Origin of the sequence: Devosia limi DSM 17137 (assembly GCF_900128975.1) — a bacterium.
Taxonomy (GTDB): domain Bacteria; phylum Pseudomonadota; class Alphaproteobacteria; order Rhizobiales; family Devosiaceae; genus Devosia; species Devosia limi.
Map to the genome: position 1 here is coordinate 26,745 of NZ_FQVC01000004.1, position 20,292 is coordinate 47,036.

At 63.2% G+C, this 20,292-nt stretch carries 18 protein-coding genes; 14 read left to right on the top strand and 4 right to left on the bottom strand.

Going from position 1 to position 20,292, the window contains the following annotated elements:
* Nucleotides 1–16: 16 nt before the first annotated feature.
* Together BUA69_RS07670 and BUA69_RS07675 are read left to right on the top strand one after the other, a co-directional pair.
* Nucleotides 17–439: a secondary thiamine-phosphate synthase enzyme YjbQ gene (locus tag BUA69_RS07670; protein ID WP_046134215.1), complete on the top strand. Its 423-nt coding sequence runs from the start codon at nt 17–19 to the stop codon at nt 437–439.
* Nucleotides 439–1,269, top strand: a complete 831-nt coding sequence (locus BUA69_RS07675) for a sulfite exporter TauE/SafE family protein (protein ID WP_046134186.1) — start codon at nt 439–441, stop codon at nt 1,267–1,269. The genes BUA69_RS07670 and BUA69_RS07675 overlap by 1 nt, the downstream gene beginning before the upstream one ends.
* Before the next feature lie 106 nt (nt 1,270–1,375).
* Here BUA69_RS07675 and BUA69_RS07680 read toward each other — a convergent pair whose 3' ends face one another.
* Complete coding sequence (locus tag BUA69_RS07680; RefSeq protein WP_046134185.1) at nt 1,376–2,095, bottom strand: SIMPL domain-containing protein; 720 nt, start codon at nt 2,093–2,095, stop codon at nt 1,376–1,378.
* A gap of 181 nt (nt 2,096–2,276) precedes the next feature.
* On the opposite strand from BUA69_RS07680, the gene BUA69_RS07685 reads away from it, so the two are divergent.
* Together BUA69_RS07685 and BUA69_RS07690 are read left to right on the top strand one after the other, a co-directional pair.
* Complete coding sequence (locus BUA69_RS07685) at nt 2,277–3,431, top strand: fumarylacetoacetate hydrolase family protein (RefSeq protein WP_046134184.1); 1,155 nt, start codon at nt 2,277–2,279, stop codon at nt 3,429–3,431.
* 23 nt (nt 3,432–3,454) lie between these two features.
* Nucleotides 3,455–4,894 (top strand): aldehyde dehydrogenase family protein, encoded by a 1,440-nt coding sequence (locus tag BUA69_RS07690; protein WP_046134183.1) that lies wholly within the window; start codon nt 3,455–3,457, stop codon nt 4,892–4,894.
* 243 nt (nt 4,895–5,137) lie between these two features.
* Here the strand turns inward: BUA69_RS07690 and BUA69_RS07695 are convergent, their stop codons facing one another.
* On the bottom strand, nt 5,138–6,349 hold the full coding sequence (locus BUA69_RS07695; protein WP_046134182.1) for an aminotransferase-like domain-containing protein: 1,212 nt from the start codon (nt 6,347–6,349) through the stop codon (nt 5,138–5,140).
* A gap of 227 nt (nt 6,350–6,576) precedes the next feature.
* Here BUA69_RS07695 and BUA69_RS07700 point away from each other — a divergent pair, with 227 nt between their 5' ends.
* Nucleotides 6,577–7,923, top strand: a complete 1,347-nt coding sequence (locus BUA69_RS07700) for an aminotransferase-like domain-containing protein (RefSeq protein ID WP_046134181.1) — start codon at nt 6,577–6,579, stop codon at nt 7,921–7,923.
* Here BUA69_RS07700 and BUA69_RS20735 read toward each other — a convergent pair.
* Entirely contained in the window at nt 7,920–8,228 is a 309-nt protein-coding gene (locus tag BUA69_RS20735) for a hypothetical protein (RefSeq protein ID WP_143154463.1), read from the bottom strand. The genes BUA69_RS07700 and BUA69_RS20735 overlap by 4 nt on opposite strands.
* 168 nt (nt 8,229–8,396) lie before the next feature.
* Between BUA69_RS20735 and BUA69_RS07705 the strand changes: the two genes are divergently transcribed.
* From BUA69_RS07705 to BUA69_RS07745, 9 genes are all read left to right on the top strand, one after another.
* On the top strand, nt 8,397–10,172 hold the full coding sequence (locus BUA69_RS07705; RefSeq protein ID WP_425283924.1) for an ABC transporter permease: 1,776 nt from the start codon (nt 8,397–8,399) through the stop codon (nt 10,170–10,172).
* 1 nt (nt 10,173) lies between these two features.
* Nucleotides 10,174–11,304: an ABC transporter ATP-binding protein gene (locus tag BUA69_RS07710; protein WP_046134180.1), complete on the top strand. Its 1,131-nt coding sequence runs from the start codon at nt 10,174–10,176 to the stop codon at nt 11,302–11,304.
* A gap of 39 nt (nt 11,305–11,343) precedes the next feature.
* On the top strand, nt 11,344–12,453 hold the full coding sequence (locus tag BUA69_RS07715) for an ABC transporter substrate-binding protein (protein WP_244468706.1): 1,110 nt from the start codon (nt 11,344–11,346) through the stop codon (nt 12,451–12,453).
* A gap of 116 nt (nt 12,454–12,569) precedes the next feature.
* Nucleotides 12,570–13,694 carry an ABC transporter substrate-binding protein gene (locus BUA69_RS07720; protein WP_082093723.1) on the top strand — a complete coding sequence of 375 codons (1,125 nt, stop codon included), beginning with the start codon at nt 12,570–12,572 and terminating at the stop codon, nt 13,692–13,694.
* Nucleotides 13,695–13,784: 90 nt separating this feature from the next.
* The gene (locus BUA69_RS07725) at nt 13,785–14,885 is read left to right on the top strand and encodes an ABC transporter substrate-binding protein (protein ID WP_425283922.1); all 1,101 of its coding nucleotides are present in this window, start codon (nt 13,785–13,787) and stop codon (nt 14,883–14,885) included.
* Between the two features lie 98 nt (nt 14,886–14,983).
* Nucleotides 14,984–15,859, top strand: a complete 876-nt coding sequence (locus BUA69_RS07730; RefSeq protein ID WP_046134178.1) for an inositol monophosphatase family protein — start codon at nt 14,984–14,986, stop codon at nt 15,857–15,859.
* A gap of 125 nt (nt 15,860–15,984) precedes the next feature.
* The gene (locus BUA69_RS07735) at nt 15,985–16,827 is read left to right on the top strand and encodes an inositol monophosphatase family protein (RefSeq protein ID WP_046134177.1); all 843 of its coding nucleotides are present in this window, start codon (nt 15,985–15,987) and stop codon (nt 16,825–16,827) included.
* A 54-nt stretch (nt 16,828–16,881) separates the two neighbouring features.
* A complete protein-coding gene (locus tag BUA69_RS07740) occupies nt 16,882–17,517 on the top strand; it encodes a dual specificity protein phosphatase family protein (RefSeq protein WP_046134176.1) in 636 nt (211 codons plus the stop codon).
* Between the two features lie 12 nt (nt 17,518–17,529).
* Nucleotides 17,530–19,215: a metallophosphoesterase family protein gene (locus BUA69_RS07745; protein ID WP_046134175.1), complete on the top strand. Its 1,686-nt coding sequence runs from the start codon at nt 17,530–17,532 to the stop codon at nt 19,213–19,215.
* Here the strand turns inward: BUA69_RS07745 and BUA69_RS07750 are convergent.
* Nucleotides 19,166–20,185, bottom strand: a complete 1,020-nt coding sequence (locus tag BUA69_RS07750; RefSeq protein WP_046134174.1) for a LacI family DNA-binding transcriptional regulator — start codon at nt 20,183–20,185, stop codon at nt 19,166–19,168. The genes BUA69_RS07745 and BUA69_RS07750 overlap by 50 nt on opposite strands.
* Nucleotides 20,186–20,292: the final 107 nt, after the last annotated feature.

Below are 20,292 nucleotides of genomic sequence, written 5' to 3' on the forward strand. Positions count from 1 at the left end.
CCTGCCGGACGCAAAAATGCATCAAGCCCTCGATATGCTGACGATTTCGACCCAGGGGCCCGGGCTCTATGAGTTTACCCGTGACGTCAGGCGCTTTGCTGCCGCTGCCAATATCGGCACCGGGCTGCTGACGATTTATTGTCGGCACACCTCCTGTTCGCTGCTGATCCAGGAAAATGCGGACGACGACGTCAAAACCGACCTCGACACGTTCTTTGCCCGGCTGGTGCCGCAAGGCATGGACTGGATCGTCCATACCACCGAAGGTCCCGACGACATGCCGGCCCATATCAAGGCCGCACTGACCCAGACTTCGCTTGCCATTCCCATTGCGGAAGGCCGGCCCGTATTCGGGACCTGGCAGGGCATTTATCTGTTTGAGCACCGCCAGCGCCCGCATCAGCGGGATGTGGTGCTGCATATTCTTGGAGAGACCTGATGGATTGGGGCGCGATTGTATCCTATTGGCCGTTTGTGGCCGGGCTGATGGTGACCGGGGTGGTTTCGGGCATTGCGGCCGGCCTGCTCGGCATTGGCGGCGGCGCGATCATCGTACCGGCCCTGTCCACGGCCCTGCTGCTGCTCGGCTATGATGCCGACGTGGTGCAGCATATTGCCGTCGGCACCTCACTGGCGATCATCATTCCCACCGGGATCATGAGCGCGCGGGCGCATTTCAGGCGCGGCGCGCTGGATATGAAGATCCTGCGGCTCTGGGTGCCGTTCATCGTCGCCGGCACGCTGATCGGCGGGCTGATGGCCGGGATGTTCTCGGGCGATACGCTGCGTATCGTCTTTGCGGTCATGGCCTTTGTCATCGCCGCCAATATCATCTTCGGGTTCCAGACCAGATTGATGGGGCACCTCAAGGGTTCCAATCCGGTGCACCGGATCTCGGCCTTCGTGGTCGGGTATATTTCGTCCCTGATGGGCATTGGCGGCGGCTCGCTGACCGTGCCGACGCTGGTGGCGTTTGGCGCGAGCATGCATGGCGCGGTCGGCACCTCGGCAGGCATTGGCGTCGCCATCGCCATTTCGGGCACCATTGGCTTCCTCATTTCCGGCTGGGGCGTCGAGGGACTGCCGCCGCTGAGCCTGGGCTATATCAACCTGGTGGCGCTGGTGCTGGTGGCGGTGCTGGCCGCGGTGTTTGCGCCGTTGGGCGCGACGCTGGCCCACAAGCTGGATCAGAAGACGCTCAAATACGTCTTCGCCGCCTTCCTGGTCGCGGTTGGGCTGAACATGCTGTGGAAGGTTGTGGCCGGATAGAGCGGGCCTGAAGAGGGGTAGGTGGGGACGGTTGACTACGACGGCCGTCCCCACCGCCCAAGCCCCCCTTTTGGGAGAGGGGAAAGGGTTTGTTTGGTGGCGGGAATTACTTCGCGGTGTCGTCGAGTTCCCACTGAACCGAAACGCTGATGCCGAAGGTCATCTCGCCGGCTTCGACGGGAACGTCGGCCCGGGCGGCGCCATCAGCCATGGCCTTGACCATGTAAGGCTGCGGGCTGCTGATGTTCTGGTTTTCGCTGATCGAGACAAGCTCGTCGAGCTTGCCGCCGGCCAGGGTCGCGTAGAGTTCTGCCTTGGTGCGGGCATCGGCAAACGCGGCCTTGCGGGCATCGTTGTAGAGGCCGGACGGATCGGCCACGGCGAAGCTCACGCCATTGATGGTGTTGGCACCAACGGTCACCGACTTGTCGAGAATGGCGCCGAGCTGGTCGAGCGCGCGCACGGTGACGGTCACGCTGTTGGCCACCTGGTAGCCGTTGATCTTGGGCGGCAGCGAATAGCCATTGGCGTCGCGGGCGTCGGAATAGACATAGTTCGGATTGACCGAAAAGCCCGAGGTCTGGATATCGCGTGGCTCGATGCCGGCAGCCTTGAGGGCGGCAAGGAGCTCGGCCATGGCGGCGGTGTTGGCATCAAGCGCTTCGCGCGCGGTAGCACCCTGCGTGGTCACGCCCGAATTGACAAAAGCTGTGTCCGGCGTGGCGGTAACTTCGCCGCGCCCTTCGATGGCGATCGTGCCGGCCAGGGCAGGAATGGATAGCGAAGCGAGCAGGGCAAAAGGAATGAGGCCGACCAATGGACGCATGAAAGAGCTCCTTAAAATTATGCTGGGAGGTTTCGCCAGCCATTGCGTCAGTATTGCGGCGCAGATGAATGGGACTTGAACGGAGCTGTGGACATCGGTTCAGCCTCGCTACGGAGGTAGCGCTTGCGCGGCCCGGCTGCGGTGGGGTAGTCAGGCACTAACATTTTAGTTGGGGCGCGCCATGGCTGATACCATCATCCCGAAAACCGGCATTCTACTGGGCCGCGCCCGCGTTCCCGGCTTCGCCCATCCGCGCATTGTGACCGTTCGTGACGGCGCCTTGGTTGATATCACCGCCGCCGGGAATGCCACGGTGCGCGATATTGCCGAAGGCAAAGATCCCGCCGGCTATGTCGCTTCTGCCGTGGGAAAAAATCTGGGCCCAATCGATGCGGTGCTTGAAAACAGCATGGCCGGCGGGGCAGATGCCGATGTGCCAGTCTTGCTGTCACCAATCGATCTGCAGTCGATCAAGGCCTCCGGCGTAACCTTCGTGGTGTCGTTGCTGGAGCGGGTGATCGAGGAGCAGGCGCGCGGCGACAAGGCGCGTGCCGAATCCCTTCGCGGCGAAATCCTCGAGCTGATCGGCACAGATCTCAGCGAGCTGGTGCCGGGCTCCGAGACTGCGGCCAAGGTCAAGGCGGCGCTGATCGAGCGCGGCGTCTGGAGCCAGTATCTGGAAGTCGGCATTGGCCCCGATGCCGAGATCTTCACCAAGGGCCAGCCGATGAGTTCGGTGGGCTATGGCGCCGATGTCGGGCTGCATCCGGTTTCGAGCTGGAACAATCCGGAGCCGGAAGTGGCCCTGCTGGTCACGAGCGTCGGCAAGATCATCGGCGCGACGCTGGGCAATGACGTCAATCTGCGCGACGTCGAAGGTCGCTCGGCGTTGCTACTCGGCAAGGCCAAGGACAACAATGCCTCCGCTTCTCTGGGGCCGTTCATCCGGTTGTTCGATGGCGAGTTCAGCATCGAGACCATCAAGCAGGCAGAAATCGGCTTGCGCGTCGAGGGCGAGGACGGCTTCGTGCTCGATGGTCATTCCTCGATGAGCCAGATTTCGCGCACGCCGGAATCGCTGGTCGCAGCCACGATTGGCGCGCATCACCAATATCCCGATGGGCTGGTGCTCTATCTCGGCACCATGTTCGCGCCGGTGCAGGATCGCGGTGGCGTCGGCAAGGGGTTCACCCACAAGCTTGGCGATGTCGTCTCGATCTCGACACCGTCCCTGGGTAAGCTTACCAATCGCGTAAATCTCTCCACCCTGTGTCCGCCATGGACCTATGGTGCCAGCCATCTGCTGCGTGACCTGGCTCGCGCCGAGCTGCTCTGATATTTTCGAGGAAGGCATACCGAATGACGCAATTGCACCAGAACCTGATCAATGGCGAGTGGGTCGGCACTGACGGGGTGGACAATATCAATCCGTCCAACACCGCCGAAGTCGTGGGTGTTTATGCCCGCGCCTCGGCCGAAGAGACCAAGCAGGCCATCGCCGCCGCCAAGGCTGCTTTCCCCGCCTGGTCGCGCTCGGGCATCCTCGAGCGCCATGCCATCCTCTCAAAGACCAGCCAGGAAATCCTGGCGCGCAAGGCCGAGCTGGGCGAACTGCTGAGCCGCGAAGAAGGCAAAACCCTTCCCGAGGGCATTGGCGAGGTGACCCGCGCCGCGCAGATCTTTGATTTCTTTGCCGGTGAAGTGCTGCGACTGGCCGGCGAAGTGCTGCCCAGCGTGCGCCCGGGCGTCGGGGTCGAGATCACCCGCGAGCCGATCGGCGTCATCGGCATCATCACGCCGTGGAATTTCCCCATCGCCATTCCGAGCTGGAAGATTGCGCCGGCGCTGGCCTATGGCAATACCGTGGTGATCAAGCCGGCCGACCTGGTGCCGGGCTCCACCTGGGCCATTGTCGATATCCTCAAGCGCGCCGGCCTGCCGAATGGCGTGCTGAACCTGGTGATGGGCAAGGGCTCCGTTGTTGGCCAGACCATGCTCGACAGCAAGGACGTCAACGCCATCAGCTTCACCGGCTCGGTTGGCACCGGCAAGCGTGTTGCTGCGGCCTCGATCGAACATAACCGCAAGTTCCAGCTGGAAATGGGCGGCAAGAACCCGACCGTGGTGCTCGACGACGCCGACCTCAAGGTCGCCGTGGAAAGCGTGGCGCAGTCGGCCTTCTTCTCGACCGGTCAGCGTTGCACAGCTTCGTCGCGCGTCATCGTCACTGCGGGCATCCACGACGCATTTGTCGAGGCCCTGGCCGAGCGCACCCGCAATCTGCGGGTTGGCGATGCACTCGACAAGAACACCGAAATCGGCCCGGTGGTTGATCCCAACCAGCTCAAGCAGGACACCGACTATATCGCCATTGGCAAGGCCGAAGGCGCCAAGCTCGTCGCTGGCGGCGAAATGGTGAAGGGGGCGACCGAGGGCTATTTCCTGGCACCGACGCTGTTCACCGAGGCGACCAATTCCATGCGCATCAGCCGCGAGGAAATCTTCGGGCCGGTGGCTTCGGTCATCCGGGTCAAGGATTATGACGAAGCCCTGGCCACGGCCAATGACACCGCATTCGGCCTCAGTGCCGGCATCGTCACCACCTCGCTGAAATACGCGACCCACTTCAAGCGCAATGCCGAAGCGGGCATGGTGATGGTGAATGTGCCGACCGCCGGCGTCGACTTCCACGTGCCGTTCGGTGGCCGCAAGGGCTCCAGCTACGGCTCGCGCGAGCAGGGCAAGTATGCAGCCGAGTTCTTCACGGTGGTGAAGACGGCCTATACCGCTGCCGGCTAGGTTCAGCTGCCACTAATGCAAAGGCCCCGGAGATGCTCCGGGGCCTTTTGTTTGCACTGGCTTTTTGTTTGCTGAGATCCCGGTTTCACTCATTTCGGCAACATCAACCGGGCTGCCCACGGACTTGATCCGTGGGCCACTCTCAACCCGGTATGAGCGGGGAGCTGTCCCCGGATCAAGTCCGGGGACAGCGCGGTGGGTTGGATGGCGCGGTGGTGCAGTGGGGCAGAGTAGGGTGCCGCGCTAGGCGTTCACCACCAGAGGGCGCGCCGATGCGTGGGCATTGATCAACCCGCACAGCTTGAAGATACCGATTTCGATCTGGGCCTCGTCGCAGAGCGAGAAGCTCAGGCGCATGGTGTTGCGGCCGGTGCCATCGGGGAAGAAGGCGCCGCCGGGAACGAAGGCGATATCGCTACGGATGGCCTGTTCGAGCAGGCACGCGGCGTCGATATGGGCTGGCATTTGCAGCCAGATGAACATGCCGCCCTGCGGGCGTGACCAGGTGGTGCCGGCAGGCGCATAGCGGCCGAGGGCGGCCAGCATGGCGTCGCGGCGGACCCGGTAGATGGCACGCGAGCGTTCGACCTGCACGTCGAAACAGGCGACGGCAGCGTGGTGCATGACGATCTGGTTGATCGTGGCCGTATGCAGGTCGGCGCCCTGCTTCATCAGGGTCAGCCGCCGGATCAGCGTGGCCGGGCCACAGATCCAACCGATGCGGAGGCCGGGGGACAGGGTCTTGGAGAAGGTGCCGCAATAGAGCGTGCGGGTCGCCTCGATGCTGCTGGCGCGCTGCTGGTCGAGCGCGGCAATCGAGGGCAGGTCCTCCCCCTCATACCGCAGCGCCGAATAGGCGCCGTCCTCGACAATGATAGCTCCCAGCCGGTCAGCCAACGCCAGCGCATCGTGACGGGCGGCGACGCTCATGGTGCGGCCGTCGGGGTTGGCGAAGTCGGGCACCAGATAGAGCATTTTCGGCGCCTCGCTGCCGGTGCGGTGCTCGGCATCGAGCGGAGCAAAAGTGGGCTCGAATGCCGACAGCGATTGCAGCGCGCCCAGATAGGTCGGCCGGGCGGTGACCACGGTGTCGCCGGCATCGAGCAGCAGCTTGCCGATCAGGTCGAGCGCCTGCTGGGAGCCTGAGGTGATCAGGATATTGTCGGCTCCGGCCTTGATCCCCGACTGCCCCATACGGTCGGCAATCCATTGGCGCAGTGGCAGATAGCCCTCGGTGGTCGAATATTGCAGCGCCTCGCGGGCAATCGAGGGCCCGGCAAAGGCGTCGCGATAGGCGTCCTGGAACATGCCGACATTGAACAGCGCCGGATCGGGAATGCCACCCGCGAACGAAATCATCGAGGGACGCGACACCAGCTTGAGCAGTTCGCGAATTTCCGAGGCCTTCATGGCCTGGGCGCGCGAGGATAGACGGGGCAAGGGGAGTGGCGGCATTTTGTATCACCTTAGTTCGATACGAACGATACAATCCCAAAATTATTGTTATGTCAACAATGCTGACCATTGAAGCATTGTTCAATAAATTCAAAGCTTTGAGAGGTTGCTGCCTATTTGACTGGATTTCCAGTGCTTGCCAGCCGTTTGCCCCATTCGCGCCGGAAACCGCGCCGGGATCGTATTTTTCTGATGCGAATGATACAATCGCTGCTATATGGTGCGGAATGTCTCAGTCATCTGATCTGTTCCTGCCCGATTCCGACAAAGCGCTGCATGAGCGGCTGGCTTTGGCTATCGAGGGCGCCATTGCCAACGGCCTCTATCCGCCCGGCGCGCGCTTGCCGACGCATCGGCATCTGGCGCGACAGTTTTCCGTATCCATCGGCACGGTGACGCGCGCTATCGACGCGCTGAGTGCGCGCGGCGTGGTGAGGGGCGAGATCGGCCGCGGAACCTTTGTCGGGGCCAATACTGGCGCCGAATCTGAGTTCATCGACCTCACCATCAACGCGCCGCCGCCCTTGCTGGGGCATGAACGGCTGAGCGCGGCGGCCTCGATTGCGACGCGGCAGGCTCTGGCGCTGCCCCAGGGGGGCTATGTCGATCATAGCGGCACCGAACGACAGCGCACTGTGGTGGCGCAATGGCTGAGCGAGACGCGGCTCAATAGCAGTGCGGATGACATTGTGCTGTGCAGCGGTGCCCAGCAGGGGTTGCACCTGGCCTTCGCGGCGCTGCGCAGTCAATCGACCAGCATTGCCAGCGAAGGGGTCAGTTTTCCCGGTGCCATCGCTGCCGCGGCCAATCTGGGCTTGACCATGCTGCCGGTGGCCTATGACGACGAGGGCATGCTGCCCGATGCTCTGGACAAAGTGCTCACGGAGAGCGGTTGCCGGATCATCTATACGACGCCCGTCTGCCAGAATCCGCTGGGCTTTGAAACCGGGCCGGAGCGCCGGCGGGTCCTGGCGACGGTGGCGGCAAAACATGGGGCCGCCATAGTCGAGGACGACATTTACGGGCTTTACGCCGCCAAGGGTGGGCTCACCTACAAGCAGTTGGCGCCAGAGACGACATTCTTCATCACCAGCCTGTCCAAAAGCGTGACGCCGCTGGTGCGTTTGGGCGTGCTGGTGCCGCCGCGTGCGCATCGCACCGCCATTGTCCGGCGGTTGCGGGCGGAGAGCTGGGGCCTGCCGCCCTACGTGGTCGAACTGGCGGCGGCGCTGATCGAAACCGGTGCCGCGGCCGATACCGCAGCTTTGCTAAGGGTGGAGGCGAAGGCGCGTCTGGATCTGGCCCGCGCCATACTGGGTCTGGCAGCGACGCCGATGCCCAATGGCGCGCCGCATATCTGGCTGGACCTAAGTCCGCTCAAGGCCGAGCAGCTGGCGCGGCGCTCGAGCGAAGCCGGGGTGCGGATCACGCCGCCCGGTGCCATGCAGGTGGGCGAACCCGCAATCGGGGGCGTGCGAATCTGCATCATGACGCCGCCAAGCCGGCCGATTCTGGAACGGGGCCTGGGCGTGCTGGCGGGCCTGTTGAGCAGCGATGAGCAGGTCGTCATCTAGCCCCTGCATTTGAACGCTGCACAGCAGTGCACCGAATTGCCTTTGTTTCTCAATGGCTCACTTGGGTTCACCTCCATTGGCAAGGTTTGCTGGATAGGCGCCGAAGAATGCATTTTGCACAGCTGTGCAATTTTTTGATCGAGGTGATTGACTTCCGCGTTCTGAAAATGGAGCATGCATTCCACGGCGACCAATAATTGGTCATCGTATTCCGCGCCCAGTTGCAGTTCTGGCAACTGGAAGACACGGCAGCGAGCGCCAAAGCCCGGCAACAGGGTAGGTGATCGTGGTGGAGGAGACTGCATGGCTAATTCCTGTCCGTCCCTGGTGGGACGTCCCAATTCTGTCTGCCGCGCTCGGCCGACATTGATGCATGGATGGCGCGCATGAGCGTGTCTGATTCAACCAATGTCGGGCAGTTGGCTGGTGATGAGGCGCGCGGCGATCTGCCCGCGCCGACCGCCACGCAGCGGATGCGCTACAGCTTCAAGATTTCGCTGCGCGAGCCGACTACTCTGGTCGGCATCCTGACGGCACTGCTGTTCACCTATCTCATCCTCGTGCCGATCATTTCCATGCTGATGGATGCCGGCAGGGTGCAGTTCGGCGATGAGCGCCGCATCGGCATGGATATGGGGCAGTTGACGCTCTATTATCTCAACCGCACCTTCCTTTCCCCGATTTCGTCCGACCTGTTCTGGCAGCCGCTGTTCAATACGCTGTCGGTTTCGGCCGGGGCGATCACCGTCTCGGTGTTCATCGGCAGCATTCTGGCCTGGCTGGTCAGCCGCACCAATCTGTTGGGCCGTCGTTGGTTCGCCACGGCGCTGATCGTGCCTTACATGCTGCCGGCCTGGACCTTCGCTCTGGCCTGGACCACGCTGTTCAAGAACCGCACCGTTGGCGGGCAGCCGGGATGGCTGGAGGGCATGGGTTTCACGCCGCCGGACTGGCTGGCTTACGGCCAGGTGCCGATCACCATCATTCTGGCGCTGCACTATACGCCCTTCATCATTCTCCTGTTCGGCAGCGCGCTCCGCCGCTTTGACTCCCAGCTGGAAGACTCGGCGCGCATTCTCGGTGCCAAGCCGCGCCAGGTGGCCTGGCAGATCATCCTGCCGCTGATGCGTCCGGCGCTGATCTCGGCCATCGTGCTGATCTTCGCTAAGTGCCTCGGTGAATTCGGCGTGGCCTATGTGCTGGGCCTGCCGGTCAAGTTCGACGTGTTGGCCACCTCGCTCTACCGCAATATTGCCTCGCGCCAGACCGGCGTGGCGGCGGTGGTCGCCGGCTCGATCATGCTGATCGGCATGATTTCGCTGCTGATCGACGCGTATCTGGTCAAGGAAGCGCGCCGCTTTGTCACCATCGGCTCGAAGGGCTCGATGAACCGGCTGACCGACCTGGGCAAGTACAAGCTGCTGGCCTCCGGCTTTGCCGGCCTGATCTTTCTGCTCAGCGTCGGCATGCCCATCCTGACGCTGGCGCTGTCGACCCTGATGAAGGTGCCCGGCCAGTTCAACTTCTCCAACTTCACGCTGGACTACTGGATCGGCACCAATCTGGACACCGTGGCCTTGCGCACCGGCATCCTGCTGACGCCGGACCTGTGGAATGCGGCGTGGAACACGCTGTGGATCGTCGGTCTCGCCTCGCTGACGTCGGGCGTTCTGGGGCTGCTGGTGGGCTATGTCGTCGTGCGGACCCCCGTGCGGCCGCTGTCGATCTTCCTTCGCCAGATCACCTTCCTGCCTTATCTGGTGCCTGGCATTGCCTTCGCTGCAGCCTATCTGTCGCTGTTCGCGGTGCAGCGCGGGCCGATCCCGGCGCTCTATGGCACGGTGTTCATCCTGATCCTGGCGCTGATTGCCGACCAGATGCCCTATGCCTCGCGGGCCGGTATCTCGGCGATGATGCAGCTGGGCAAGGAGCCGGAAGAAGCGGCTCAGATCGCCGGTGCCGGCTGGCTGCGCCGCATGATGACCGTCGTCATCCCGATCCAGAAGGGATCGCTGGTGACCGGGGTGCTGCTGCCCTTCATCTCGGGGATCAAGGGGCTGAGCCTCTTCGTCATCCTGGCAGTGCCCAGCACCGACGTGCTCACCACTTACTCGTTGCGTCTTGTCGACTATCACTACACCCAGGCCGCCAATGCGGTGGTGCTGATCGTGGCCGGACTGGCCTATTTCGGAACCCTGGCAGCCCAGAAGCTGACCAAGACCAATCTTGCAGAAGGACTCGGTGGCTAGGATGCCCACAATCAATCTTCGCAATGTGCAGAAAAACTACGGCGGCAATTCCGCCAATGCGGTCAGCGACCTGGATCTGGAAATCGGCGATGGCGAGTTCATGTGCCTGCTGGGGCCTTCGGGCTGCGGCAAGACCACGACGCTGCGCATGATCGCCGGGCTGGAGAACCTGTCTGATGGCGAAATCCGCGTTGGCGACCGCGTGGTGGACTCGGTGATCAATGGCGTGTTCGTACCGCCTGAAAAGCGGGAAATGGGCCTCGTGTTCCAGAGCTACGCGCTCTGGCCGCACCTGACCATCGAGCGCAATACCGATTTCGGCCTGCGCTTGCGCAAGGTGCCCAAGGCCGAGCGCGAAGAGCGCGTCAGCAAGGTGATGAAGGCGCTCGATATCGAGAAATACCGCGACCGGTTCCCCAGCCAGTTGTCCGGTGGCCAGCAGCAACGTGTCGCCCTGGCCCGCATGCTGGCGGTCAATCCGGGCGTGCTGCTGCTCGATGAGCCGCTCTCCAATCTCGATGCGCGTTTGCGCCTGGAAATGCGGGCGGAGCTCAAGCGTATTCATGCCGAGTTCAAGACCACCATCGTTTTCGTGACCCATGACCAGTGGGAGGCCATGACCCTGGCCACCACGATCGGGGTGATGAGCGAAGGCACGCTGCAGCAGATGGGCACGCCCGACGAGATCTATGAGCGTCCGGCGAACCGCTTCGTCGCCGAGTTCGTCGGCAACCCGCCGATCAATATCCTGACTATGGAAGGCAAGGGTCGCTCCGCACTGGCTGACCGTATGGGCCAGTTCCTCGCCGAGAGATTCCCGGCGCTGGGCGTTCCCGGTTCGGTCGGCATCCGGCCCGAGGCAATGCGCTGGACCACCGAGCTGAGCGAAGTGCCCGCGACGGCCTTCAGCGCGCCGCTGGACGTGACCGGCATCCTGCCGACCGGCGGCAACTGGATCCTCGAGCTGCGCAGCGCCGGCGACAAGGTGTTCCTGACCACTGACGAGCTGCCGGAAATCGGTGTTGGCGCCAAGGTCAATATCTGGGTCAAGCCCAAGGCACTGCATGTGTTCGACACCTCGGGCAAGCGCCTCGACGGCGCCGACGCGCTGCTGCGCACCTGCAAAGCCTGACGCGACTGCTGCGCCACGCAAAGTTTGAGAGGAGCAAGCATGAACCGATATTCGTCGCTGATGGGGGCCGTTGCCCTGGCCGTCCTGAGCATCGCTCCGGCCGGCGCACAGGAGGCGTTCGATCTCGATGCACTGATTGTCGCCGCCCGGGCCGAGGCCCCGATCACCGTCTATGCGGTGACCGGCAAGATCGTCGAAACTGCCGATGCCTTCACCGCCAAATACGGCGTTGCCGCCACCGGCAAGAAGGTCAATGAGAGCGAGCAGGTCGAACTGCTGGTCCGCGAGAGCCAGGCCGGGAATGTCCTGGGGGACGTCACCGTTGCGGCCGACACCGCTGCGATCGCCGGTCAGTTGATCCCGGCGGGCATGGTCGAAAACTGGGTGCCGCCCGATATCGCAGTCGGCATTGCCGAAGGCGCGCGCGATCCGCTGGTGCTGGTCAACGATCCGCATGTGTGGACCTACAATAGCGAGGTCTACGATACCTGCCCGGTGAGCAATATCTGGCAGCTGACGCAGCCGGAATGGAGCCGCAAGGTGGCGATGCTCGACCCGCTGGCCAAGCCTGCCTATGCCGACTGGTTCAACCAGATGGAGACCCATCACGACGCTGAAATGGCTGCGGCCTACGAAGCGCTTTTTGGCAAGCCGCTGGTGAGCGATGAGCAGAGCGCCACGGCTGCCTGGGTGAAAGCCTATGCCGCCAACCAGCCGCTGCTGGGGGACTCCTCGGCGGTGGCCGAGGCCATCGGCGCGCCGGGCCAGGCTGAACCCTATTTCGGCATCACCTCGACCGCCAAGTTCCGCGACAATGCGGCCAAGGGCTTCAAGCTTGGCATCTGCCAGGACATGGCGCCGTTCAGTGGCGTGCTGTTTCCCGGCTACGGGATGATCGCGGCAGGCACCAAGAGCCCTAACGCAGCGCGGCTGTTCATCCGCTACCTGCTAACCGAGGAGGGCATCGCCCCACAGGCGGTCGATGGCAAGATTTCATCCAACAGCGCCATTCCACCGTACGCCGAAGAAGCGTCGGGCGTCACCGCCATGCTCGACCAATTGATGACCTATCGCACCGCTTCGGCCGCAGCCGATTTCGATATGCGGCAGGACTGGCAGGACTTCTGGCGCATCCACTACAGCCGCTAGAAGCGATTTCGGTGGCAGGCTCTGCCTGGCACCCGTCTACCGGCCATGGAGGTGGCCGGCTGCACTACCGGCGCTCGGGGAGGGCGTACGGCAACAAATACTGGGAGGAGAAGGTAATGCGAGACTATATCGGAACCTGGACCAAGATGCTGCTCACCGGCACCACCGTGCTGGCACTGGCAGCTCCGGCGATTGGCCAGGAGGCGTTCGACCTCGACGCGCTGATCGAAGCGGCCAAGGCCGAAGAGCCGATCAATGTCTATGACACCACCGGCAAGATCGTTGAGATGGCTGATGCCTTCACCGCCAAATATGGCGTGACGGCGACCGGCACCAAGGTCAAGGCGGCGGCGCAGCTTGAAATGCTGATCCGCGAAGCGCAGGCCAATAATGTTCAGGGGGACGTGTTCGTCGTCCACGACGCGCCAGCTGCGATTGCCCAGATCATTCCGCAGGGCTTTGCCGCCAGCTGGGTGCCGCCCGACATGGCGGACAAGATCGACCCGGCAGTGCAGGACCCGCTGCAGATCATCACCAGCGCCAGCGTCTGGACCTATAATACCGAGCTGTACGACGCCTGCCCGATCACCAATATCTGGCAGCTGACCGAGCCGGAATGGCGCGGCAAGGTGGCGATGCAGGATCCGCTGGGCAAGTCGTCCTATACCGACTGGTTCAACCAGATGGCCCTGCATGGCGATGAGGGCATGGCCGCAGCCTATAAGGCGCAATACGGCAAGGACCTCGATACCTCAACCGAAACGGCAACCGCCGCCTGGGTCAAGGCACTGGCCGCCAATGCGCCCTTGCTGACCGATGCTGACCAGGGCGCATCCGACGCTGTCGGCGCGCCCGGCCAGAAGGAAGGCTTCATGGGTCTGCTTAGCTCGGCCAAGTACCGCGACAATACCGATAGCGGCTACAAGCTTGGCCTCTGCTCGGGCATGGCACCAACCGTTGGCTGGCTCTATCCGGGCATTGGCCTGATTGCCACCGGCACCACCAGCCCGAACGCCGCCAAGCTGTTCGTGCACTACCTGATGACCGAGGAAGGCATCGCGCCGCAATCGGCCGATGGCAAGATGTCGACCAATTCGGACGTTGCCTTGCCGGCGGATGAGCCGTCAGGCGTGGGCGCCGAACTCGCCAACCTGCTGCCGTACAACACCGCCACCGGCATGGACGACTGGGATGCCCGCCAGGATTGGCAGGATCTGTGGCGCCTCAACTATAGCAAGTGACGCCAATGGTGCGCCGGGGCTCCCGCGGCGCACCGCCCATCATCATTTCCGGAAGGAAGCAATATGTTGTCGACTGACCTCATGACGTGGATGAAACGGGCCCCGGTCTCCATGGCGGTCCTGGCCGCGCTGGTAGCTCCCGCGGCCGCCCAGAATTTCGATCTGGAGGCGTTGATCACGGCCGCCAAGGCCGAGCCGCCGATCACCATCTATGACAGCACCGGCAAGATCGTCGAAATGGCCGAGAACTTCTCGGCAAAATACGGCGTTCAGGCCACCGGCCAGAAGGTTTCGGCCAATAGCCAGCTGGAAATGATCATCCGTGAATCGCAGGCCGGCAATGTGCAGGGCGACGTGGCGTTGATCACCGATACACCGGCTGGCCTGGCGCAATTGCTGCCCCAGGGCTTTGTGGAAAGCTGGCTGCCGCCCGATATGGCGGATAAAATCCCCACCGGGTTCCAGAATCCGCTGGCGATCTCCACCAATGCCAATGTGTGGACCTACAATACCGAGGTCCATGACAGCTGCCCGGTTTCCAACATCTGGGAGCTGACCGAGCCGGCATGGAAGGGCAAGGTGGCCTTTGTCGATCCGCTGACCAAGGGCACTTATACCGACTGGTTCAGCCAGATGGCGACCCATGGCGAAGACGCGCTCGCAGCCGCCTACAAGGATCACTTCGGCACCGATCTGGTGACCGACGAGGCCAGCGCCGCCGCGGCGTGGGTCAAGGCGTTTGCGGCCAATGGCCCGCTGATAACCGATGGCGACGATCCGATTTCCGAAGCTGTCGGTGCACCCGGCCAGACCGAGCCGTTTTTCGGACTGATGAGTTCGGCCAAGTTCCGCGACAACGCCGACAAGGGCTACAAGCTGGGCCTTTGCGCCGATCTGGGACCGTGGCCAGGCTGGACCTATACCAAGCTCGGCCTGATCGCCACCAAGTCGGACAGCCCGAGCGCGGCGCGCCTGTTCATCCATTACGTGCTCAGCGAAGAGGGCATCATGCCCCAGATGCGCGACGGCAAGATGCCGACCAACACCGAAATCGAGCTGCCCGGCGACGAACCATCGGGGCTGGCCAACGTGGTTGACAAGCTGTTCGCCTATGACGCCTCGACCGGCCTCGATGACTGGGATTCGCGGCAGGATTGGCAGGACTTCTGGCGCATCCACTACAAGCGTTAGCATTCGCGCCGGTGCGAGCCGGCCGATCGTCCCCTGCGCGCTGGTACTCCACAGCAGTCGCGCAGGGGCACCCCTTCCCACACGGTATTGGACCTCCCATGGCATCCGCACTTCGTCACGCCGAAAACGTTGATCCCGCCCGCTCCGCTGCCCTGCGTGCCGTCGCCGAGGAGGCCGCCCGCAAGGTGCAAGCGCCGCTGCTGGCTGCGTTCCGCTCGGCTATGGACATCGACTACAAGGTCGACCTGCATGATCTCGTTACCGTCCATGACAAGCAGAGCGAGCAGACGATCCGCGACCTGATCTTCGCGCGTGTGCCGGACTCCACCTTCATGGGGGAAGAGGGCGGCAGTGTCGGCGATGGGCCAGTGTGCTGGTATGTCGATCCGATCGACGGCACCTCCAATTTCGCCCGGGGCATTGCCTTCTGGTGCGTTTCTATCGCCGCGGTCATCGACGGCGAGATCGTCGCCGGCGTCATCTATGACCCGGTTGCCGACAACATGTTTGCCGCCGATATAACGGGCGTCTGGCTGAATGGCGCTCCGCTGCGCTCTCGCGCCATTGCCGAGGAAACCAGGGCGACGCTGATTACCGGTTATCCGGTGGCGCGCGATTTCCGGCTCGACGGCAAGGCGGAAGCGCTGGAGCATTTCGGCGTCCTGGCTGAAACATTTTCCACCCTTCGCCGCCCCGGCAGCGCTGCGCTGAGTCTGGCGCATGTGGCGGCCGGCTGGACCGACGCGGCGGCTGGCTTCGGGGTCAATCCGTGGGACGTCACCGCCGGCGTCCTGATCTTGCGGCAGGCCGGCGGCAGTTATCGGGCGCTGACCCTGGGAAAGGTGGCGCCAGACACCCCGGACTTCTTCTGCCCCGGCTATGTCGCCACCGGGGAGGGTGCCGACTATCCGACACTGGACAGCGTAGCCAACTCGATCGATGGCCATCGCAACCGCACATTGAAGCGGCCATGACTGCACGGCTGCGCAGCCACAAAAAAACAAACAATCACAGACGCTGATGGCAGGCATGCAATCAGATTCCTTGAATAAAATGCACAGCTGTGCAAAACCCTGCTTGCGATTTTTGGAGCGTGACTATGACAACTCGGCTGGCACAGACTATCGACCAGGCCGGTCTCGATGCGCGTGAGGCGCTCTGCCGCGATATGGCTATCAGTGCGGGCAGGGTTGCCCTTGCTGGTTATACCAGGCGAGAGGGCGCGCAGATCGGGATGAAGGGGCCGCAGGATTTCCTGACCGAGACCGACGGCGCTGTCGAACAGCATCTGAAGTCGCGCATCGCCGCAGCATTTCCGGACGATGCCTTTCTGGGGGAAGAGTCGGGCGGGGCTATCGGTACCGATATCTGGGTGGTCGATCCCATCGATGGCACCGCCAACTTTGCCCGCCAGATTCCACATTACTGCATTTCGATCGCCTTCGTTTCCAATGGTCGGGTCGAGCTGGGCGCCATCTACAATCCCAGCATCAATGAATTCTATTTCGCCCGCCGTGGCCGGGGTGCCGAGAAAAACGGCCAGCCCATTCGGGTCGCCGACACCAGGGATTACAGCGCTGCCTGCGTCGAACTCGGCTGGTCCAACCGCGTGCCAATGGCGCAGTATCTGGCGGCGCTAACCGAGTTGCTGGAGCAGGGCGCCAATGTGCGCCGGGGTGCATCGGGCGCGCTGGGCCTGGCCTATGTGGCCGAAGGGCGTTCGGATGCCTATGCCGAACTGCACATGCATGCCTGGGATTGCCTGGCCGGCCTGCTGCTGGTGGAGGAGGCCGGTGGTGTCGTCGGGCCGTTCCTCGACAAGGATGGCCTGGCATCGGGGGGCGGCGTGCTTGCCGCAGCGCCGGGCATTGGCGGGCTGATGAGCCGGGCAACCGGGATAGAGCTTGCGGCTCCGGCCAAGGCCTGGGCGCAGGCTGTCTGACTGAATTTGCCGGGGTGGTTGTCCCGGTCCTTATGACTTACGGAAGGTAGACCAATGGAAAAGCCGACCCCGCATTATGAGCGGCCCAAGATCAGCCCGATCTATGAGAACCTGCAGCCCTATGGGGTCAATATCTTCATCGGCGGCATGGAAGGCGCGCGCGACCTGACGCTGCTGCGCGAGCTGGGTATTACCACCGTGGTCAATTGCGCGGTCAATCTCGATCTCAACTACGTCGTGGCCCCGACCATGCCGGCGGAAGACGGCAAGGCCGCCTACGGTCCGGCAGCGATCCGCTATTACAAGATCGGCCTTGTCGATGGCGACGGCAATCCCGAGACCATGATGCTGGCGGGCTATTACCTGCTGCGCGGCGCATTGGAACAGGTGTTGCCGGAACGGGCATCCTATCCGCTGCGTGAGCGCGGCAATGTGCTGATCAATTGCCGCGGCGGCCGCAGCCGGTCGGTGGTGCTGACCGGGCTGCTGCTGCATGAACTGGTTCCCGACGAATTCCCGACGCTCGATGCGGCGCTCGACCATGTGCGCACTCGCCGTGAGCTGCGCCCGGATGAATGGCATGAAGCACCCAAGCCGATGCTGGTTGCTGCTGCCCGCAAGGCCTCGGACTGGATCGATCAGATCGGCGGGGCCCAGGCGCCTGCCAAGCGTCTGGCCTCGAACGGCTGATCGGTACGCATCATGGTTCGCATCGCCATCCTCGCCGATCCGCATTTTCACGATGTCGATTTCGATCCGGCTGGCGAGGGGGGCGGGCCCAATGGGCTGCGCACCTTGGTGGACACCACTGAATCGACTCGTATTTTCAACGAGAGCGGCCCCGCCTTCCGCGCCGCTCTCGATGATGTCGTTGCCCGTGGCATTTCGCTGGTGGTCATCGCCGGCGATCTGACCGATGACGGGCAGGTGTTCAACTGGCGCACCGTCAATGCGCTGCTGGACGAATACCGCGCCAGGGGCCTGCGCTTTTACGCAACGCCGGGTAATCACGATCTCTTCGCCATGGCCGGCCGCAACCACGACAAGCGCTTTCTGCTGCCCGATGGGTCGAACCGCCTGGTGTCCAGCAATGCGTCAAGCGGCGCCGAGGTGATCGCGGCAGAGATGTATTGCCCCGGCTATCCAGACGTCATGCCGATGATGGCCGATCTCGGCTATGTGCCGGGGCCGGGCGATCTCCACTGGGAAAGCCCGTTCGGGACCAAATCCGACTGGGATGCCCGCAGTTATCAGGTGCGCTCGCCCGATGGCGGCACGATCGAGACAATGCTCGACGCATCCTATCTGGTCGAGCCGATCGAGGGGCTATGGCTGCTTTCGCTCGACGCCAATGTCTACCGTCCCAATGACAGGAGCGCGGTGGAGGCCGGTGCGCCGGCCTTCCGCGATTGCACCGATGTGGGCTGGAATGCTGTTCTCACCGACAAGCCGCATCTGCTCACCTGGGCTGCCGATGTCGCGCAGCGGGCCCGTCAGCAGGGCAAGCGGCTGGTCGCCTTTTCGCATTATCCAGTCGTCGATCCGCTCAATGGCAGTGCTGAGGATGAGCGCAGCCTTCTGGGCGATACCGGCTTTGTCCGCCGCATGCCCGAACCTGCAGTGGCTGCGGCGCTGGCCGCTGCTGGCATCGGGGTGCATTTCAGCGGGCATTGGCACATCAACAATACTGCCAGCTATCGTGGCGCAACAGGCAGCATCGTCAATGTGGCGGTGCCGTCGCTGGTGGCCTATCCGCCCGGCTACAAACTGGTCGATATCGACCCCAACGGCTTGCAGATCGAGACCGTGTCGGTCCGGGAGGCGCCGGGATATGACGTGGCCTTTGACGGCTATGCGGCCGAAGCCCAGCGCGACGGGCTTGCTGCTGAGGCGCTGTTCCAAGCTGCCTCACATGGCGCCTTCATCGACGCGCATCTGCACGCGTTGGTGCAGCACCGCTACCTGCCCAAGGAATGGCCCGCCGATCTGGCGCGGCTGGTGCCCTTGCTCAGCCTCGACGCAGTGGCGCAGCTGGCCGATGCCGAGCCTATCAGCAGCACCGCGCTCAATCCCCTGCCTTTGGCCGGTGCACCGAGCCTTTTCGATCTCGTGGTCGATTGGTACGCGCTGCGCAAGGGTGCCGATATCGCCAAGTCCGCCATCCCTGCAGAGCGGATGGCACACTATCGCAGCCTGATCGGGTCATATGGCCGACGGCAATGGCCCGAGGGCAGCCTGCAGCGGCAATTGGGGCTGCTGCTGTCGATCATGGAACGCTATTTGCAGCGTGAACCGTCGCTGGCCTTCCACATTGCGCAGCCCGGTGGAGCTGTCTCACTCAGCGCGGCCGTACCGATTTCCGCCAGACGGGAACTGGCTGAAATGTAATCGGCTGCGGGCGCAGCGGGATCGTTTCGCGCAGCAGCAGGGCGCTGATCTGCTCGGCCATCTGATCTATGGGCTGGCGGAATGTCGTCAGGTTGAACGATTCCCAGCCGGCCTGCTCGATATCGTCATGGCCCACGACGCAAAGATCCTCGGGAATGCGCATGCCGAATTCGTAGCGCGCCGCATCCATGAAGCCGCAGGCCAGCAGGTCGGTGACGCAGAAGGCGCCGTCCGGCTGGTCCTGGCGGGCAAACAATTGACGGGCGGCTTCCACGCCGGACTGATAGGCGGTGGGGCCGGCGCGGGTGATGGTCACGTCCATGCCGGCAGCCTTGGCCGCAGCGGTGAAGGCGACTTCGCGACCCCGAATGCTGGGGGTGCCCGCCTGAGACGAGATGACGGCGATCTTGCGACAGCCGGCCCGCTGCAGCAGGAAAAAGGCTTCATGCACGGCGGCGACGCTGTCGAGCATCAGATTGTCGGGGCCGTCTGGATGGTCATCGCGGTTGATCAGGATGACATGCTGGCCATTGGCAATGCAGGTATCGATCAGCGACGCGGCGGGGGTGCCCGAAAGCACCACGGTGGCATCGGCGCGATAATTGATGGTCTGGCGCAGTGCCTGCGCCACGCTGTCATTATCACCCGAGGTATTGATTACCATGGTGACCTTGTTGACCTCCTGCAGGCGTCGCGACAGCACCTCGAGCATGCGCGCCTGGAACGGGGAGGCCATGTCGGCGGCGACAAGGCAGACGATATTGCTGCGGTCATTGATCAGGCCACGGGCCAGGTGGTTGACGTGATAGCCGAGTTCCTCGGCCGCCTGCATGACCTTGCGGCGGGTTTCCTCGGAAACGCTGGCGCCGTCGGTAAAGGTGCGCGATACCGCAGACCGCGATACGCCAGCCCGTTGCGCGACCTTCTGGGCGCTGACGAATGTACGGCTTTCTCGCATCGGTTCGGTCATGGACAGTCCATTTGCCGGCCCCGCAGGCGGGTGCAAAGTCCGCGTGCTGCCTGCCTTTGAGATAGTGTGCCGGGCAGCACAATGCAATTGTGCCCTCCCGGGATCGA

Excerpts from the sequence above, each read along its gene's own strand:
- BUA69_RS07725 (WP_425283922.1), top strand. The coding sequence starts at position 13,785 with ATGAAACGGGCCCCGGTCTCCATGGCGGTCCTGGCCGCGCTGGTAGCT.
- BUA69_RS07720 (WP_082093723.1), top strand. The coding sequence starts at position 12,570 with ATGCGAGACTATATCGGAACCTGGACCAAGATGCTGCTCACCGGCACC.
- BUA69_RS07680 (WP_046134185.1), bottom strand. The coding sequence starts at position 2,095 with ATGCGTCCATTGGTCGGCCTCATTCCTTTTGCCCTGCTCGCTTCGCTA.
- BUA69_RS07705 (WP_425283924.1), top strand. The coding sequence starts at position 8,397 with ATGCGCTACAGCTTCAAGATTTCGCTGCGCGAGCCGACTACTCTGGTC.
- BUA69_RS07700 (WP_046134181.1), top strand. The coding sequence starts at position 6,577 with ATGTCTCAGTCATCTGATCTGTTCCTGCCCGATTCCGACAAAGCGCTG.
- BUA69_RS07685 (WP_046134184.1), top strand. The coding sequence starts at position 2,277 with ATGGCTGATACCATCATCCCGAAAACCGGCATTCTACTGGGCCGCGCC.
- BUA69_RS07670 (WP_046134215.1), top strand. The coding sequence starts at position 17 with ATGCATCAAGCCCTCGATATGCTGACGATTTCGACCCAGGGGCCCGGG.
- BUA69_RS07710 (WP_046134180.1), top strand. The coding sequence starts at position 10,174 with ATGCCCACAATCAATCTTCGCAATGTGCAGAAAAACTACGGCGGCAAT.
- BUA69_RS07675 (WP_046134186.1), top strand. The coding sequence starts at position 439 with ATGGATTGGGGCGCGATTGTATCCTATTGGCCGTTTGTGGCCGGGCTG.
- BUA69_RS20735 (WP_143154463.1), bottom strand. The coding sequence starts at position 8,228 with ATGCAGTCTCCTCCACCACGATCACCTACCCTGTTGCCGGGCTTTGGC.
- BUA69_RS07730 (WP_046134178.1), top strand. The coding sequence starts at position 14,984 with ATGGCATCCGCACTTCGTCACGCCGAAAACGTTGATCCCGCCCGCTCC.
- BUA69_RS07745 (WP_046134175.1), top strand. The coding sequence starts at position 17,530 with ATGGTTCGCATCGCCATCCTCGCCGATCCGCATTTTCACGATGTCGAT.
- BUA69_RS07735 (WP_046134177.1), top strand. The coding sequence starts at position 15,985 with ATGACAACTCGGCTGGCACAGACTATCGACCAGGCCGGTCTCGATGCG.
- BUA69_RS07690 (WP_046134183.1), top strand. The coding sequence starts at position 3,455 with ATGACGCAATTGCACCAGAACCTGATCAATGGCGAGTGGGTCGGCACT.
- BUA69_RS07740 (WP_046134176.1), top strand. The coding sequence starts at position 16,882 with ATGGAAAAGCCGACCCCGCATTATGAGCGGCCCAAGATCAGCCCGATC.
- BUA69_RS07715 (WP_244468706.1), top strand. The coding sequence starts at position 11,344 with ATGAACCGATATTCGTCGCTGATGGGGGCCGTTGCCCTGGCCGTCCTG.
- BUA69_RS07750 (WP_046134174.1), bottom strand. The coding sequence starts at position 20,185 with ATGACCGAACCGATGCGAGAAAGCCGTACATTCGTCAGCGCCCAGAAG.
- BUA69_RS07695 (WP_046134182.1), bottom strand. The coding sequence starts at position 6,349 with ATGCCGCCACTCCCCTTGCCCCGTCTATCCTCGCGCGCCCAGGCCATG.